The 15,528-nt window shown below is 43.7% G+C and carries 14 protein-coding genes; 10 read left to right on the top strand and 4 right to left on the bottom strand.

Annotated elements, in window-relative coordinates:
* Position 1: 1 nt before the first annotated feature.
* From WJR50_RS21855 to WJR50_RS21865, 3 genes are all read right to left on the bottom strand, one after another.
* Entirely contained in the window at positions 2-1,963 is a 1,962-nt protein-coding gene (locus tag WJR50_RS21855; protein ID WP_341295453.1) for a transglutaminase family protein, read from the bottom strand.
* A gap of 87 nt (positions 1,964-2,050) precedes the next feature.
* Complete coding sequence (locus WJR50_RS21860) at positions 2,051-3,241, bottom strand: THUMP-like domain-containing protein (protein ID WP_341295454.1); 1,191 nt, start codon at positions 3,239-3,241, stop codon at positions 2,051-2,053.
* A gap of 111 nt (positions 3,242-3,352) precedes the next feature.
* Positions 3,353-4,348 carry an aspartate-semialdehyde dehydrogenase gene (locus WJR50_RS21865; protein WP_341295455.1) on the bottom strand — a complete coding sequence of 332 codons (996 nt, stop codon included), beginning with the start codon at positions 4,346-4,348 and terminating at the stop codon, positions 3,353-3,355.
* Between the two features lie 55 nt (positions 4,349-4,403).
* Between WJR50_RS21865 and WJR50_RS21870 the strand changes: the two genes are divergently transcribed.
* Complete coding sequence (locus tag WJR50_RS21870; protein ID WP_341295456.1) at positions 4,404-4,820, top strand: hypothetical protein; 417 nt, start codon at positions 4,404-4,406, stop codon at positions 4,818-4,820.
* 7 nt (positions 4,821-4,827) lie between these two features.
* A complete protein-coding gene (locus WJR50_RS21875; RefSeq protein ID WP_341295457.1) occupies positions 4,828-5,028 on the top strand; it encodes an endonuclease III domain-containing protein in 201 nt (66 codons plus the stop codon).
* 161 nt (positions 5,029-5,189) lie between these two features.
* Here the strand turns inward: WJR50_RS21875 and WJR50_RS21880 are convergent, their stop codons facing one another.
* Positions 5,190-5,774, bottom strand: a complete 585-nt coding sequence (locus WJR50_RS21880) for a Uma2 family endonuclease (protein ID WP_341295458.1) — start codon at positions 5,772-5,774, stop codon at positions 5,190-5,192.
* 131 nt (positions 5,775-5,905) lie between these two features.
* On the opposite strand from WJR50_RS21880, the gene gpmI reads away from it, so the two are divergent.
* The 8 genes from gpmI (at position 5,906) to WJR50_RS21920 (ending at position 15,291) form a co-directional block, all read left to right on the top strand.
* Complete coding sequence (gpmI, locus tag WJR50_RS21885) at positions 5,906-7,429, top strand: 2,3-bisphosphoglycerate-independent phosphoglycerate mutase (protein ID WP_341295459.1); 1,524 nt, start codon at positions 5,906-5,908, stop codon at positions 7,427-7,429.
* A 280-nt stretch (positions 7,430-7,709) separates the two neighbouring features.
* Complete coding sequence (locus tag WJR50_RS21890) at positions 7,710-8,609, top strand: heme/hemin ABC transporter substrate-binding protein (RefSeq protein ID WP_341295460.1); 900 nt, start codon at positions 7,710-7,712, stop codon at positions 8,607-8,609.
* A gap of 6 nt (positions 8,610-8,615) precedes the next feature.
* Positions 8,616-9,701: a FecCD family ABC transporter permease gene (locus WJR50_RS21895; RefSeq protein ID WP_341295461.1), complete on the top strand. Its 1,086-nt coding sequence runs from the start codon at positions 8,616-8,618 to the stop codon at positions 9,699-9,701.
* A gap of 4 nt (positions 9,702-9,705) precedes the next feature.
* On the top strand, positions 9,706-10,545 hold the full coding sequence (locus WJR50_RS21900; RefSeq protein WP_341295462.1) for a heme ABC transporter ATP-binding protein: 840 nt from the start codon (positions 9,706-9,708) through the stop codon (positions 10,543-10,545).
* A complete protein-coding gene (locus WJR50_RS21905; RefSeq protein WP_341295463.1) occupies positions 10,538-11,623 on the top strand; it encodes a hemin-degrading factor in 1,086 nt (361 codons plus the stop codon). The genes WJR50_RS21900 and WJR50_RS21905 overlap by 8 nt, the downstream gene beginning before the upstream one ends.
* 117 nt (positions 11,624-11,740) lie before the next feature.
* On the top strand, positions 11,741-12,070 hold the full coding sequence (locus tag WJR50_RS21910) for a DUF6686 family protein (RefSeq protein WP_341295464.1): 330 nt from the start codon (positions 11,741-11,743) through the stop codon (positions 12,068-12,070).
* On the top strand, positions 12,067-14,400 hold the full coding sequence (locus WJR50_RS21915; protein WP_341295465.1) for a TonB-dependent receptor: 2,334 nt from the start codon (positions 12,067-12,069) through the stop codon (positions 14,398-14,400). The genes WJR50_RS21910 and WJR50_RS21915 overlap by 4 nt, the downstream gene beginning before the upstream one ends.
* Positions 14,401-14,670: 270 nt before the next feature.
* A complete protein-coding gene (locus tag WJR50_RS21920) occupies positions 14,671-15,291 on the top strand; it encodes an HmuY family protein (protein ID WP_341295466.1) in 621 nt (206 codons plus the stop codon).
* The last annotated feature ends 237 nt before the right edge of the window (positions 15,292-15,528 follow it).

A 15,528-nucleotide genomic window follows, 5' to 3' on the forward strand; every position in this document is an offset into this window, starting at 1 on the left:
TCTACTCAGTTTCAGTTTTCTTCAATACAATTTTTTCCATCTGCTTACTCAGCATATCAGCATAAAGCTTCCTTAAATCCTGATACTGATCTACATCTATCATTGTTTTACTGATCTGAAAAAGGCTTGTGATTTGTAGTGTATTGAAAGTATGATTTGATTTAGTGATATAAGTAATAGAACCATCTTCAAGCTTCAGATTGATATCCTGTGGCCACTCTTCAAGGCTATAGCCTTCGGGAATTATAAAACTAAAATTATATTTCACTGCCATTCTATACCCAAAATCCACCGGATAAAAGCGCTTGGGAGCATTGAAAGGGTTTTCCTCATCAATCATCATAAAAGCATCAATGTAAACCAGGTCTCCCAAGTCTTCAGCAGGGTAAGGAGCAATATAACTCAAGCTAAATGGTTTTGTCTTGTCTTCCGTGTTCTCAATTTTTAACTCCTCCATATCCTTAAGTTGGTAAAGCTGATTTTCATCCTCCTGATAAAGTTTTCGTGCACTTAAGGCAGCATACTCACGATAGCTCTCTTTGACCTGGGCTATCAAGCTTTTCCGTTCTTCATCATATTTGAGCTGGCAAAATATATCGGCAAAATAAACACCCTGCTGACCTACATCAATCCACTGCTCGTCCTGCGCATCTTCATTCGCCACCAAGCCATATCCATTCAGACAGGCTTCACTGATCATTCCGAAAGGTAAGTCCTGGCTGGTTGCGTCCAACAAAACGCCCTGCCCATCCAGCTGGGCAAATACAATGGTATAATTAAACTGGTCAATCAGAGGAAATGAGGTAGTGATTTTGCCATGCTCACGCGTGCTGAGCAAGACGGCATGAGCTTCAATTTCTGCCTTTTTTAGCATATTCAATAGCAGTAAATTGATATCGGTGCAGTTGCCTGACTTATCTTTTAGTAATTGGTTCAAGGAAGTGGATGGAGCATAGCTGTTTTTCTTGTTCCAGGCAAAATTTTGCGTAACGTACTCATAAATAGCAGTCGCTTTTTCCTTTTCAGAATCAAGTCCCTCAGTCAGGGATTGTACAATATCTTTGGTATTATTTTTTTTAATGTTCTTCCCAAAGTCAGTCAGCTTCATCAGATCTTCTACTAGCTTAGGCCAGCTAGTCATATAATCTCTTACATGCTGGCCCGGATAGTTCACTTTAGATAACTGAAAAATAATTTTGGCGATATAATCATCACGGGTGGTCATATACTTCTCTTCCTGATAGGCAGGTATATCTTTCATCGCCCAATGATACCTCACATTATCATAAGTATAAGAGCCAAGTCGCTGCTCATCGTTCATGGATTTGGCATCCTGAATTTCAAGCTTGAAATACCCCTGCTTCAATATCATATATTCATAAAAGGCAGGTACAGTGAGCACATATTCACTCCATTGAACAGGTATATCCTGCTGAAACTCCCAGTCTTCCAGTTTAAAGAGAAAAGGTGAAATCAGGGTGTATTGATATTCTAACACTGTACCGGCTTTTACTTTGGGAAAAGCAAACTTGACATGCCGCCACTTTTCACTTACATCTTCTTCGTAAATATCATTCTTGCCTAACTCATCTCTCTGGATCATTCCATTTTCCAGATTATACACATAGCCTTTAATGTCCCTTATCGTTTCTGTACGGTTATACCCGTCACGATACAAGGGAATGACCACATTTCCCCAGCCCGTCCCTGCCTGATTGTAGACTTTTATTCTGATAGTGCGGGTGGTTTCTACCCTGAAACCTTGCCCATCAAGATGCCTGAAATTGGATTTGCCATGATCATACAGTATGACAGCGGAAGCTGAAGCATCCTTTTCATAAAATTCGTCATGCAACGCTTCCCCACTAACTCTGCCAAAGGTGATTTCTTGCGCTGCTAATTTTCGTGTACTAATACTTAAGAAAAAACAAAGGGAGATGGCGCTTATTATGAACTTATTCATCCAAAACTAAGATTATACATGAATGCAATCCTAATTATAGGATAAATAATATAAATTTTATAATATTTATCTATAAAAAATAATGTTCTACACTTTCTCAGTAATTATCAGAATGTGATTATTCTGACTATCGGTCGTGGCAAAAATGTAAGTATTTCCTCCTTCTTTCAGGCCTGTTTTTTTTCGTATCTGTACTACACTGTCGGGAAAATTACGTGTGGTCAGATTTGCTTTCAGAGAGGGTAGCAAAGCTTTTAACGCCTTTTTATTGTATTTGCTTAGGCATTTCAATTGAAATATTCTACCCGGAAAATCAGCTTTCAGCACATCTGAAGTATAGAGATGACTGTTAGGATGCAGCTTGATCAGCTGAAAAGCTTCGGCAATTGCCTTAAAAGCGCCAGCTTTCAGAATCGCAGCATTAGGTTCATAAATGTAATTGAGAGGCTCAGCGTAATTTACCTTCGCTTCTTCTTCCTGGCTTTTGCTAAAACTGAAGTTTTGAAGTGCATCACCTAAAAAGTGAACAGTTTCTAGAGTGGGTTCATCATTGTATCTCTTATCTAGCAGGTAAAGCACTTCTTTACATTCCTGATTGACCGCAATCACTATCACCTTTTTGACATACTCCAATGACTGTAGGGCAGCCTGAATATCCAGCAGCGGAGCGGTTTTGATCAGTACCTGACTGCTTTTCTCTAAAAGGCTAGTTTTAAGTTCTACAACATTAGGTATGCAATCTTCAAGGAGGAAAACCTTCCTCATTTGGTCATCCCGTCGGGCAGGATCTAAATAAATACAGTCTACCGGATGATTGTGTTGGGCGAGAAAATCTTCTGCTTTTGTATGATGAGTACGTATTTGTAAACTTCCGAGAACTTTGAAGTTATGCCTGGCAAGATCAAAAAGCGCTGACTGCTGCTCTACATAATCAGTCTTCTCAAACGACTTACTCAAATAATAGGTATCTATGCCCATACCACCAGTTAGATCCAACAAATGATTACCTGATACTAATGTAGCTTTGTATCGGGCAGTGGTTTCTGAAGAGGCCTGCTCTATGGAAAGTGATGGAGGAAAAATAATCTCCTGAGCTTCATACCATTCTGGAAATTTCTGCTTCGCTTTCTGCCGCGCCTGAATTTGGGCCGCTACTTCTTTGATGGGTATTTCAGGGTACTTATGTCCGGACAGCACCAGTTGAGAAGGATCATCTTTTTCGTGCGCTTTTATAAAAGCCTGAACTTCTGCTTTGAGTAAGGTTGAAATGTTATTCAAGGCTAAAAAAATAAAACGTCATTGATGGCTCTGGATAAAACTTAATACGCTTATCATTGAGTACCACCAATGACGTTTATCCGTCAATGATTAATATTCTTTGGTTATTCCTTAAGCATGCACCAGCTTACGCGCTACAAGGTATTCAGCGATCTGTACCGCATTGGTCGCTGCACCTTTACGTAAATTATCTGCTACTATCCACATGTTCAGTGTCTTAGGCTGGGTTTCATCTCTTCTCAAACGCCCTACAAACACCTCATCTTTATTATGCGCATTGATGGGCATAGGATAAACATTGTTTTTTACGTCATCCTGTACTACCACACCGGGAGTCTCAGATAGAATTTTTCTAACTTCATCCAGGTCAAATTCATTTTCAAACTCCACGTTCACCGCCTCTGAATGTCCTCCCATAGTAGGAATGCGTACAGCAGTTGCTGTTACCTTAATGCTGTCATCACCAAAGATTTTCACAGTCTCATTCACCATTTTCATTTCTTCTTTGGTATAGCCATTATCATAAAAAACATCAATGTGAGGGAGCACATTCATATCTATACGATAAGGATAAACCTTTGCACCTTCTTTTCCTTCGCGCTCATTCATCATCTGATCTACCGCAGCCTTACCGGTACCGGTCACTGACTGATAGGTGGAAACCACGACACGTTTGGCTTTGTATTTTTTATGTAAAGGTGCAAGCGCCAGTACCATCTGAATAGTAGAACAGTTGGGGTTGGCAATTACTTTATCATCATCTTCCAGTACATCTGCATTGATCTCTGGCACCACCAGTTTGTTAGCCGGATTCATACGCCAAGCAGAAGAGTTATCTACTACAGTAGTGCCTACTTCAGCAAACTTAGGAGCGTACTCTAAAGAGGTAGAACCTCCTGCTGAGAAAATAGCGATATCTGGTTTGGCAGCAATAGCTTCTTCCATCGTAATCACCTTGTAAGTCTTATCCTTAAAGATAATCTCTTTACCAGCTGACTTGGCTGAAGCTACGGGAAGCAACTCGTCTAATGGAAAATTTCTTTCTGCTAAAACTTTGAGGATTTCGCCACCTACTAATCCGGTAGCTCCTACGACCGCTAATTTCATGTCTGTTGCGTGATTAAGGATTTAAATTGATTTTCACTAATCTAAAGATTCACCTTTGATTAAACTTGGCAAAAATAGAAATCTAATTACTGAATTCAAACTAATAAAGCGATGGCAGGTTTTAAAACTTGTGCAAAATGATCAAAACAAATTAGATATTGCCCTTCAAAGAATGGAAGCTCACTTTGGACGGCAAACCCGTTTTTCTGGAAAAGGTCCAATGGATCTACTTATTGCTACTATCTTGTCTCAGCGCACGACCTATGTCAATGAGAAACAAGCCTTTGATACGATGTGGGAGTGCTTTGGTAGTTGGGAGAACATCATGCATGCCCCTACTGAAGCGCTTACCAAGGCAATTAGCACTTCAAATTATGCTGAAGTTAAAGCTCCCCGGATTCAGCAGATATTGAAGCAGAAAAGTAGAAAAGGGAGATTTCAATCTGGATTTTTTAGGAAAAATTCCTGTTGAAGAGGCTATGGAATGGCTAATGGCCCTGCCGGGTGTAGGCTATAAAACCGCTACTTTTGTACTATTATTTACCTTTCGCAAACCTGTGCTTCCGGTAGATACACATGTACATCGGGTATCTCAAAGACTGGGTATTATCGGAAAAAAAACGACTGAAGCGAAAGCTCATGGTGTGCTGCTGGCAATGCTTCCTGCCGATGCAGCCTAACTTCTCAATTTTCACAAGCTGTTCTTCAAGCACGGGCAGCGTATTTGTACCTGGAGCAATCCCAAATGTAAGCAGTGTTATCTCACTGATATCTGTGATTATTATCAGGAACAGAGTTTTCCAGTTTGATGCTACAGAGATATAAGTTCATGCATTCTCTATTACAATATTTTATCTGCAAGTATAGAAAAATCATTCATAAAATATCTTCCTTGTAAAGGCTGGTCAAATTGCTCAAAGACTTCATACGTTTGTGCAGCTGCTTTATCGTAGATATATACTTTTTGCTCATACGGATCAATCAGCCAACCAAAAGCCGCTCCATTGCTGATGTATTCTTTCATTTTGATCTGCAAATCTTTTAGCTGATCATTTTTAGACCTTAGTTCTATAACAAAGTCTGGGCAGATAGGCGCAAAACCTTCCTGTTGTTCTTCAGTCAAAGACTCCCACTTTTCTTTGAGGACAAATGAAACATCCGGCGAGCGTGTAGCTCCATTTGGCAGAGTAAAGCCAGCGGAAGAATCAAAAACATACCCCTTTTTACTTTTTTTGTTCCAGCTAGTTACCTCATAACTAAGATTTACATTTCTATTCCCTGATTTACTTCCGGTAGGTGACATAATAATAATTTTTCCTGTAGCTTCTCTTTCAATGCGCAGATGATCATTATCCTGGCAAAAACGAAAAAACTCGTTTTCTGACATTCCACCCAAGGCTTCCACATTGATCTCAAATTTCTCCATGACTATACTTGAATTTTCACGAAACTGTAAATTTTGCACTCTCACAATAAATATACGTATAATTTGTATCGCATAGGCCTGCTTCGCTAAATTGCAGACATACCAATTTCGCTTTTTAATCTGATTACATTATGAACAAGAAAGTTATTTTAATGATACTGGATGGCTGGGGCATAGCAGAAAACCCTGAAGTTTCTGCCATTGACCAAGCCAATACTCCATTTGTAGACTCTTTGTACTCAAAGTATGCGCATAGCAAACTTCTCACTTCCGGTAAAGCGGTGGGGTTACCTGATGGACAAATGGGTAATTCGGAAGTTGGGCATATGAACCTGGGTGCCGGTCGTATTGTCTACCAGATGCTGGAAAGGATCAATCAGTCTATTGAAAAAGGAGATTTTTTTGATATTGAGGTGTTGAAAAAAGCTTTTCAATATGCCAAAGAAAACGATAAGCAGGTCCATTTTCTGGGCTTAACTTCAACCGGAGGGGTTCACTCTCATATCAACCACTTAAAAGCACTCTGCAAAGCCGCCGGGGATGCTGACCTAGAGAAAGTTTTCATCCACGCCTTTACCGATGGACGTGATACCGATCCTAAATCAGGAAAAGGTAACATAGAGGAGATTCAAAAATACACTAAAGAGACTACCGGAAAGATAGCGACAGTGATTGGTCGCTATTACGCCATGGACCGTGACAAACGATGGGAACGTACCAAACTGGCTTATGATGCTATGGTAAACGGTAAAGGTAATCAGGCTGAGGATGCTGTGAAAGCAGTACAGGAGTCATATGATGAGGATGTAACCGATGAGTTCATCAAGCCTATTGTATGTACTGAAAATGGAAAGCCAGTTGCAACGATACAGGAAGGTGATGTGGTCATCAGTTTCAACTTCCGTACGGACCGCGCCCGTCAGATTACACTGGCGCTGACACAGAAAGATTTCCCTGAGCAGGATATGAAGAAGTTGAACCTGAACTACATCACCATGACAGAGTATGATGAGACCTTTAAAGGGGTTGATATTCTGTTTGATAATAAAGCGATTACCCAGGTAATGGGCGAAGTGTTGGCTGAGCACGGCAAAAAGCAAATTCGCATCGCGGAAACAGAAAAGTACCCTCATGTTACTTTCTTCTTCAATTGCGGTCGTGAGGAAGAATTTGAAGGTGAGGAACGTATTATGTGCCCTTCTCCTAAAGTAGCTACTTATGATCTGCAACCAGAGATGAGTGCCGGAGATATCCGAGATCAAATCATACCCAAGCTTAAGGAAGGTGAAGTAGATTTTGTCTGTCTCAACTTCGCTAACGCAGATATGGTTGGTCATACCGGCGTTTTTGAAGCAGCAGTAAAAGCCTGCGAAACGGTTGACCAATGTGCCAAGGCTGTCACCGAGGTAGCGCAGGAAAATGGATATTCTGTACTGATCATTGCCGATCATGGTAATTCAGATCAGATGAAAAATCCTGATGGCTCGCCTCATACGCAGCATACTACAGTACCGGTCCCTTGTATCCTTGTTGACGATGATTACAAAGGTAAAATCAAAGATGGCAAGCTGGGAGACATCTCTCCCACCATTTTAGAACTGATGGGCATCTCACAACCCAAAGAAATGACCGGTGAATCCTTGCTTGAGAGTTAATAATAATCCGGTATACATCATCATAAGCCTGGCTAATAAAGTCAGGCTTTTTTTTAGCTCATTGCTTTATCATCAAAGTTTTTTCACCTTTTCCCTCACCACATTCTCTTACTTCTAACTACTTCTTTTAGCAAATCAATCACTACTTTTAGTAATAATCTCTTCTATTATTAGCATCAAATACTACTTCTGGCAGTATAAAGTTAGCTATAAATGAGAATTGACGGGCATAGTGCAGCGCTTTACCTTTGTCTTAATTTATAATTAGTCTAAATAAAATATGAAAGCTGCTTTTTTACCTACTGCCACCTGCCTTATTGCATTAATGCTGTTCTTTGGCTGTGCTTACAAAAGTGCTGACAATCCACAAACGATAGAATCTTCCAAGCAAGAAAGGATCATCACGATAGGAGGAACCATTACAGAAATCACCTGTGCATTGGGAGCTGGTGAGCAGATTGTGGCAACCGACCGCACCAGCACTTACCCTCCTGAAATGCAAAGCTTAACTTCTATCGGTTACCGCAATGGAATCAAGGCTGAAGGTATTATTGCTCAAAACCCAAGCTTAATTCTAGCCGAAGCAGAATATATGAGTCCTGACATCTATACTCAGCTTGAGAGTGCTGGCATCCCTTTTCACATCTTTGAAAACAAAACCAACACTGCTTCAACCTATGCCATGATTCAGGAGATTGGTAAAGTGCTGGGAAAAGAGGAAAAGGCAGAAGAATTGAAAGCAGCACTTGAAAATGACCTGCAAAAAACTGATAGTCTACTCACTCAAACAACTGAAAAACCTACAGTACTATTTGTTTATGCCCGTGGACAAGGTACGCTTAGCATTTGCGGTAAGGAGACTTTTGCTGAAACGATTATTCCACTGGCCGGAGGCACGCTTGCTGTTCCTGAAATTGAAGGCTATAAACCGCTGACCACCGAAGCACTAATTAAAGCTAATCCCGACTACATTCTCTTTTTTGACTCTGGTCTGGAAAGCCTCGGCGGTGTAGAAGGAGCCTTGGAAGTACAGGGCGTGATGCAAACCATTGCAGGACAGTACAAAAATATCATTGCTATGGACGGGCTTTTACTTTCCGGATTTGGTCCAAGATTAGGCGAAGCAGCTTATGAATTAGCCCAACGCATTCATCCTGAATTAACAACTGCTTCTCTCTAAGCGAAGATGTCAACCATAACCGCTCCATACCGAAACAAACGCAAACCGCTACTTACAAGAGAAGTGCTGGTACTTTCTGGGCTGGGAGCCTTACTGCTCCTGGTGATCCTCCTTTCTGTAAGTACAGGCGCAGTGCACATTACAGTAGATGAAATATTCTCCATTCTGCTGCACAAATTAGGTGGGGCTGAAGAAGGTTTTACCAGCCAAACTGAAGTAGTGCTGTGGAACATCCGATTGCCACGTGTAGTGCTGAGTGTATTCATTGGTGCTGCGCTGGCTATTGCGGGTGCTTCTCTGCAAGGTTTGTTTAGAAATCCATTGGTAGAGCCCGGTTTGATTGGAGTGTCCAACGGAGCTGCACTCTGCGCCATCATCGTTATTGTCTTTGCCAGGCAATTACCGCAACAATTATCAGCAGTATTTGGTACTTACCTGCTACCTTTTTCAGCCTTTCTGGGAAGTCTGCTCGTCACTGTATTGGCATACCGTATCAGTCAGCGGCATGGAAAAACAGATATTGCCCTGCTGATTCTGGCGGGTGTCGCCATCAATGCCCTTACTGCCGCCCTGATTGGCCTGGTCCTCTACTATGCCGATGATACAGCACTACGCACTTTTACCTTCTGGAGCCTGGGTGACCTGGGTGGGGCTTCCTGGCAAAAGATAGGCTTCTCACTGTTTATCATTGCCATTCCAGTGGTATTACTGACTTTTTTCCACGGTGCACTGGATGCGCTTGCCTTGGGTGAAGCCGAAGCCGCACATCTGGGTATCCATGTAGAAAGGGTAAAATACACCGTCATCATACTGTCTGCCCTGGCAGTTGGTGCTTCGGTAGCAATGGCAGGGACCATTAGTTTTGTAGGATTGGTAGTGCCACACATGATACGGGCAATGGTAGGTCCGGGACATCGCCTGCTACTCCCCTCCTCCATCCTGCTGGGCGCTGCTTTACTTACGCTGGCCGATTTACTGGCCCGCACTATGGTAGCGCCTTCCGAGATACCCATCGGTGTCATCACTGCACTGATAGGGGCACCTTTTTTCATCTTTCTGTTACTGAAATCCAAACACAAAAGAATGCTCTGAGCCTATGATCAAGCTGGAAAATATTCATTACCAAATCGGCAAAAAAGCCATACTTCAGAACATTAACTTGGCTGTAGAACCGGGAGCCTTCACCGCTATCCTGGGGCCTAATGGGGCAGGAAAATCTACTTTGTTCAAAGTGATGGCCGGAGATATCAGCAAGCATGAGGGAAAGGTAGAGATCAATGCAAAAGCGCGCAAGGCATTTTCTCATCAGGAACTGGCCAGAATCCGGGCGGTTTTACCGCAATCAGTACATATACAGTTTCCTTATACCGTACTGGAGATCGTCAGCCTGGGCTGCTTTGTACATAACCTTAGGGCTAAAGCATCTGCACAAATTGCCTATAGCATGCTGGAAAAAGTAGGGATGCAGGACTTCAGCCAACGCATCTATAATACGCTTTCGGGAGGAGAAAAGCAGCGGGTGCAACTTGCTCGGGTGATGGCTCAGATTAACCATCAGCATTCTACTACTGCACGCTACTTATTGCTGGACGAACCTACTGCCAGTCTGGATATCGCCTGTCAGCATCAGATACTGCAACAGGCCAAGGCGCTTTGCGGAGAAAACATTGCCGTGCTGGCGGTTTTACACGATCTCAACCTGGCAGCCCAGTATGCAGATCATGTCTTGCTGATGAAAAATGGAAAGGAAGTAGCGCAAGGTTCAGTGGAAGAGGTCTATACCCAGGAAAACATAGAACACACCTATGAACATCCGGTACGGCTGGAATATCTACCGACCAGCCAACAAGCTTACGTTATTCCTTTGGCGCCTATGACAACTGATCCTCAACTCAAAAAAATTAATCATCACTCAAACGAAATATATCATGGATAATATAGCATCCCTTACCCTAGAAAATACCGAAAGCCTGAAACAAGCCTGGCAAGCACTGGAGAACACCCAGCCCGGCATACGCATCCGGGAAGCAGCCATTGCCTTAGAAAGCAGTGAAGCACAACTGCTGGCTACTACCATTGGTCCGGACTGTGTGCGACTTGCAGGAGAATGGCCGGAACTTCTCCAAGCATTCAGGAAGCTGGGCTATGTGATGTCGCTTACCCGTAATGATGCCTGCATACTGGAACATAAAGGTAGTTTTCAGAAAGTCAGCACCTTCGGTAAAGATGATCATCAGATGGGACTGGTAATCGGCCCTATAGAGACCAGGGTATTTTTTAAGAACTGGCATGTGGCCTTTGCGGTGATTCAGGAAAAAAAGAACCGTATTCTCAAAAGTATTCAGGTCTTTGACAAAGCGGGTACTGCCGTTTGCAAGATCTATTTGCAGAATCAAAGTAATGAAAAAGCTTTCTACGAACTGATAGAAGCTTTTCGCTCTCCCGACCAAAGCCCGGTACAGGAGGTAGGATCATACACCGATGAAACCTTTAGCGAAAAGGTAGATCAGCAGTCTTTCTTAGAAGATTGGGAAGCCTTGCAGGATACGCACGACTTCTTTCCTATGCTCAAGAAACATCAGGTAGACCGCTTTCAGGCGCTGGAGTTGGCAGTAGAGAAGTATACTTACCAAATCCAGACTGAAGCAGTACAGCAGATTCTGGAAGAAGCTTCCCGTACCAAACTGCCCATCATGATCTTTGCCGGCAACCACGGAAACCTGCAAATCCACCAGGGCAAGGTGCGCACCATCCGACTGCTGGAAAGAGGGCATGCGGTTAAAGAGAAGTGGCTGAACGTGCTTGACCCGGAATTCAATATGCACCTCAAGGTAGATATGATAGACACTGCCTGGGTGGTGAAAAAACCTACCAAAGATGGCATCGTCACTGCGGTGGAGCTTTTTGACAAAGACCGTAAGCTGATCGCGCAGTTCTTTGGACTAAGGAAACCAGGCATACCACAGAAACAAGAGTGGGCAGCGCTGGTTTCCCGCCTTCCCAAATTATCATAAGCCTGAAAAGTACGGTTCACCTCCCCGGTTTGTGTCCTCACAAACCGGAAATGCATGAAAGCATCAACATCAACTTAACCTAATTTTTCTGATTTTTTTCATCCTAAACTAAGACAGATGTCTAATTCATTCCAACTGATAGAACAGAACGAACTTGCCTACTCAGCGCAATGCAAAAAGACTTCCCGCTTACAGATGAGCTTCGGCAATGTGAGTTTGATGATGACTCCCAAAGAGTTTACCCTGCTCAAAAAGCATGTGCAGGACACTTTAATCAACATCAAAGATATCAGATGCCCCTACTGCCGGGATATTTTCATCAAAACAAGTGTCACCAATATGTCCTTCCAGTTCAGCTACGATGAGCTATGCCTTATGCATGACATTATGGTGAATACACTGACCCTACTGGAAGTACACAGTATTATTGATAATAATGCGTCATGAAAATGCCTGCTAATCCTCTCAACATTCGGCTGTTGCTCCTGGCTTTGTTCTTTGTACCCGGACTTTTGTCGGCACAAAGTGCTCAGGTCTCCGGCATCATCACAGACCAGAGCGGTGAGCGTGTAAGTTTTGCCAATGTCATGCTCAAAGGCACGACGAAAGGAACAGTTGCCAAAGCCGATGGTACATTCACGCTGGATAGGCTTGTCCACGGCACCTACACCTTGGTAGTCAGCCGGGTAGGCCATAAAGCTTACGAGCAGCAGCTTACTATTGCAGAAGGTGATGCCAAAAGCGTAAGCATTCAGCTGGCAGAACTCAATGAAGAGTTGGATGAAGTTACCGTGACAGCCACACGGACTACCCGCTCTGTTGAGCGTATTCCCATGCCGGTAGACATCATCTCGGGTGAAGAGATAGCACAAATAGGCTCATTCCGCCTCAACGAAGTGTTACAGGAGCAGACGGGTTTGCAGATTGTCAGTGATCATGGCACCGGATTGCAGATGCAGGGGCTTTCATCCGACTATATTTTGGTACTGATTGATGGTGAGCCGGTGATCGGACGTACCGCTGGTACGCTGGACCTGACCCGCATCGCGGTGGATAATATCGCGAGAATTGAGATCATTCGTGGGCCTTCTTCTTCCCTGTACGGCAGTGAAGCGATGGCAGGCGTGGTCAACATCATCACCAAAAGTGGGCAGCAGGGCTTCAATTCTTCCTTACGTACCAGGTACCGCAGCTTTAATACCATTGACCTCAGCGCCGACGCTGTCTACAAAGGTAAAAAGCTGTCTGCCAGCCTGTTTGTAGATCGCCTCAGCACCGACGGCTATGATCTGGATAAAGCAACGCTCTCCATGACCTCTCCTCCCTATGAGGCTTATACTTTTAACCCCAAGTTTGCCTATCGCTTCTCGGACAAGATCAACTTTAGTCTCAATGGGCGCTACTATTCCGAAAGTCAGGATAATACATCGGAGCTTACAATAGAGGAGGATGTTCATGTCATGGATGAGGAAGGCAAAAGAGAAGACTGGAATATTATGCCTACCCTGGAGCTCAAGCTTAATGATCAGCACCGGCTGCAGCTCAGAAGTTATACCACTGGCTACGATACCGAGTCCGGCATTGTATACCAGGAAGATGGAGAAGTCTACGATGAAAGTTACTTTCAGCAGCTCTTTAACCGCTCCGAAGCGCAGTACGATTGGTACATCAGCGATCAGCATATCAGCACATTGGGCCTGGGACATACCATAGAGACTGTGGAAGCTACCCGCTATGATGACGTCAGTAACTTCCACGCCAACTATGCTTTTGTCCAACACCAATGGTTGCCCCATGATCGTTTTAATGTGGTGCTGGGCGGACGCTTTGATACACACAGCGAATATGCCTCACGGTTCAGTCCAAAACTGGCGGCGGGCTATCAGCTAAGCCCCTGGCTTAAGGTACAGGCTTCCTTTGGAGGCGGTTACAAAGCCCCCGACTTCCGTCAACTCCTGCTCAACTTTACCAATCCTACTGCTGGCTATACTGTGATCGGCTCAAGTATAGTGGCAGAAAGGATTGCTGAACTTGAAGCCCAGGGACAGATACAAACCCTCTATATGGCCCCTGCAACCATAGAAACGATACAGGCGGAAAGCTCCATTGCTTACAACTTCGGGCTTAGCCTCTCCCCTACAGCCAGGCTGAAAGCCGACATCAATGCCTTCAGAAATGAGATCAGCCATATGATCAACTCCGCTCCGGTAGCCCTGAAAACCAATGGACAGAATGTGTTTAGTTACTTCAATACGGATGAGGTCATTACACAGGGGGTGGAAGTGAAGACCAGCTACCAGCTAAGCAGTGAGGTCAATTTCTCTCTGGGTTACCAGTACCTGGACACAAGAGATGTGAAAGCGGTAGAACAGATCAGGAAGGGTGAAGTATTCAGGCGTAATCCTTCTACCAATCGCACCGAACGAGTGCAACTGTCGGACTATGGCGGTTTGGTCAATCGTTCCCGCCATTCGGGCAATGCCAAGCTGTTTTATGTGAACAGCCGCCATGAATTTGACATGTCCTTAAGAGCAATTTACCGAGGTAAATGGGGACTGGGAGATGCAAACGGCAATGGCGTCATTGATGCAGAGAACGAGTTTGCTGATGGCTACCTGCTATTGAACCTGGCACTGCATAAAAAAATATTAGGCTGGCTCACTTTGGAAGCAGGGGCTAATAATCTTTTAGATAAAACTCCATCAGCAGAGCCTTCTCTGGCCGGGAGAATCTGGTACGGAGGTATCAACATCAACTTTAGTAAACTCAATAACTAGGCTGAACGATGCGTATGCGAGAGCGATGTACACTTATCAAGAGTACTCAACTCAATGTCATTTCGGAGTGAAACGAAGAAATCTTTACCAGTCTGAAGTATGTGAATTTTGGGTCATGGTAAAGTCTTTCTGGGTGGTATCAATTGGCTAAGGCTAAGGAATAACTAGACCACTGGATTTGCTTCTAATAACCTTACGACCTGTAATAAATCAGCATAACCTCAAATGTCCATAATAATAAAATTTAACCATAATTAACTTTTAACCATCATGTTTCATAAAACCCAAACCCTTTACCTTATACTTTTACTAGCCCTGGGCATGTTTACCGCCTGCAAAGATGAAGGCGATGATCCTGCTCCCAATGAAACGCTGGAAGTACAAACTGCTACTGACGTTTATGAAGCAGAGGGCTATGCTTTTTTTGACCTGGAAAGCGGTCAGATGCTGAGCAAATCAGACTCCAGTGGTACGCAGTGGGATCTTGCTTTTGATGGCACTTCTATCATCACCAACAGTGGAATTTCTGGTCCCGGTGAGGGCGGTGCGCAGATTATTGACGGTGTATTTGAGGAAGTAGACATGGCTCCCGGCAGCGGATACGCTACCGATGGCGAAGCATCTCTGGCAATTCCTGGCGGAGGAGGGAATGGCTGGTACAACTATACTGACAACAATGGAAACCCTGCCCATGCTATTTTGCCCATCCCTGGTAAGCTCATCCTGCTAAAGACAGGTGAAGGCAACTATGCCAAAGTAGAAATTATCAGTTATTACGAAGGCAATCCGGATACAACTACGGAAGAATTTGCCAGCCTGGAGACTCGTCCTGAAAGCGGACACTATACTTTTCAGTACATGGTGCAGCCCAACGGCAGCACTGACTTCTAACTAAAAACTTAAGCCCTGTAGCTGTCAGTTCCTGTGGTCGTTTCCAATTTGCAAACTACTGGCAGCGCAGGCACAATAGACAGGGGTAGAGACCGTGCATCAGTATGCGCGGTTTCTTTTCTTTTAAAGTACACAAATCCGTCATTCCGCAGTAAAAGGTAGGAATCTTAACCAGCCTGTATTTCAGAAGCTTTGGGGAACGGTAAAGATCTCTAACGAGATGACCTGAAAAACCCA

Origin of the sequence: Catalinimonas locisalis, from assembly GCF_038039535.1 — a bacterium.
In the GTDB taxonomy this organism is placed as follows: domain Bacteria; phylum Bacteroidota; class Bacteroidia; order Cytophagales; family Cyclobacteriaceae; genus Catalinimonas.

Coding starts and splice junctions, on each gene's coding strand:
- WJR50_RS21865 (WP_341295455.1), bottom strand. CDS start 4,348: ATGAAATTAGCGGTCGTAGGAGCTACCGGATTAGTAGGTGGCGAAATC.
- WJR50_RS21900 (WP_341295462.1), top strand. CDS start 9,706: ATGATCAAGCTGGAAAATATTCATTACCAAATCGGCAAAAAAGCCATA.
- WJR50_RS21890 (WP_341295460.1), top strand. CDS start 7,710: ATGAAAGCTGCTTTTTTACCTACTGCCACCTGCCTTATTGCATTAATG.
- WJR50_RS21910 (WP_341295464.1), top strand. CDS start 11,741: ATGTCTAATTCATTCCAACTGATAGAACAGAACGAACTTGCCTACTCA.
- WJR50_RS21915 (WP_341295465.1), top strand. CDS start 12,067: ATGAAAATGCCTGCTAATCCTCTCAACATTCGGCTGTTGCTCCTGGCT.
- WJR50_RS21880 (WP_341295458.1), bottom strand. CDS start 5,774: ATGGAGAAATTTGAGATCAATGTGGAAGCCTTGGGTGGAATGTCAGAA.
- WJR50_RS21855 (WP_341295453.1), bottom strand. CDS start 1,963: ATGAATAAGTTCATAATAAGCGCCATCTCCCTTTGTTTTTTCTTAAGT.
- gpmI (WP_341295459.1), top strand. CDS start 5,906: ATGAACAAGAAAGTTATTTTAATGATACTGGATGGCTGGGGCATAGCA.
- WJR50_RS21905 (WP_341295463.1), top strand. CDS start 10,538: ATGGATAATATAGCATCCCTTACCCTAGAAAATACCGAAAGCCTGAAA.
- WJR50_RS21895 (WP_341295461.1), top strand. CDS start 8,616: ATGTCAACCATAACCGCTCCATACCGAAACAAACGCAAACCGCTACTT.
- WJR50_RS21920 (WP_341295466.1), top strand. CDS start 14,671: ATGTTTCATAAAACCCAAACCCTTTACCTTATACTTTTACTAGCCCTG.
- WJR50_RS21875 (WP_341295457.1), top strand. CDS start 4,828: ATGGAATGGCTAATGGCCCTGCCGGGTGTAGGCTATAAAACCGCTACT.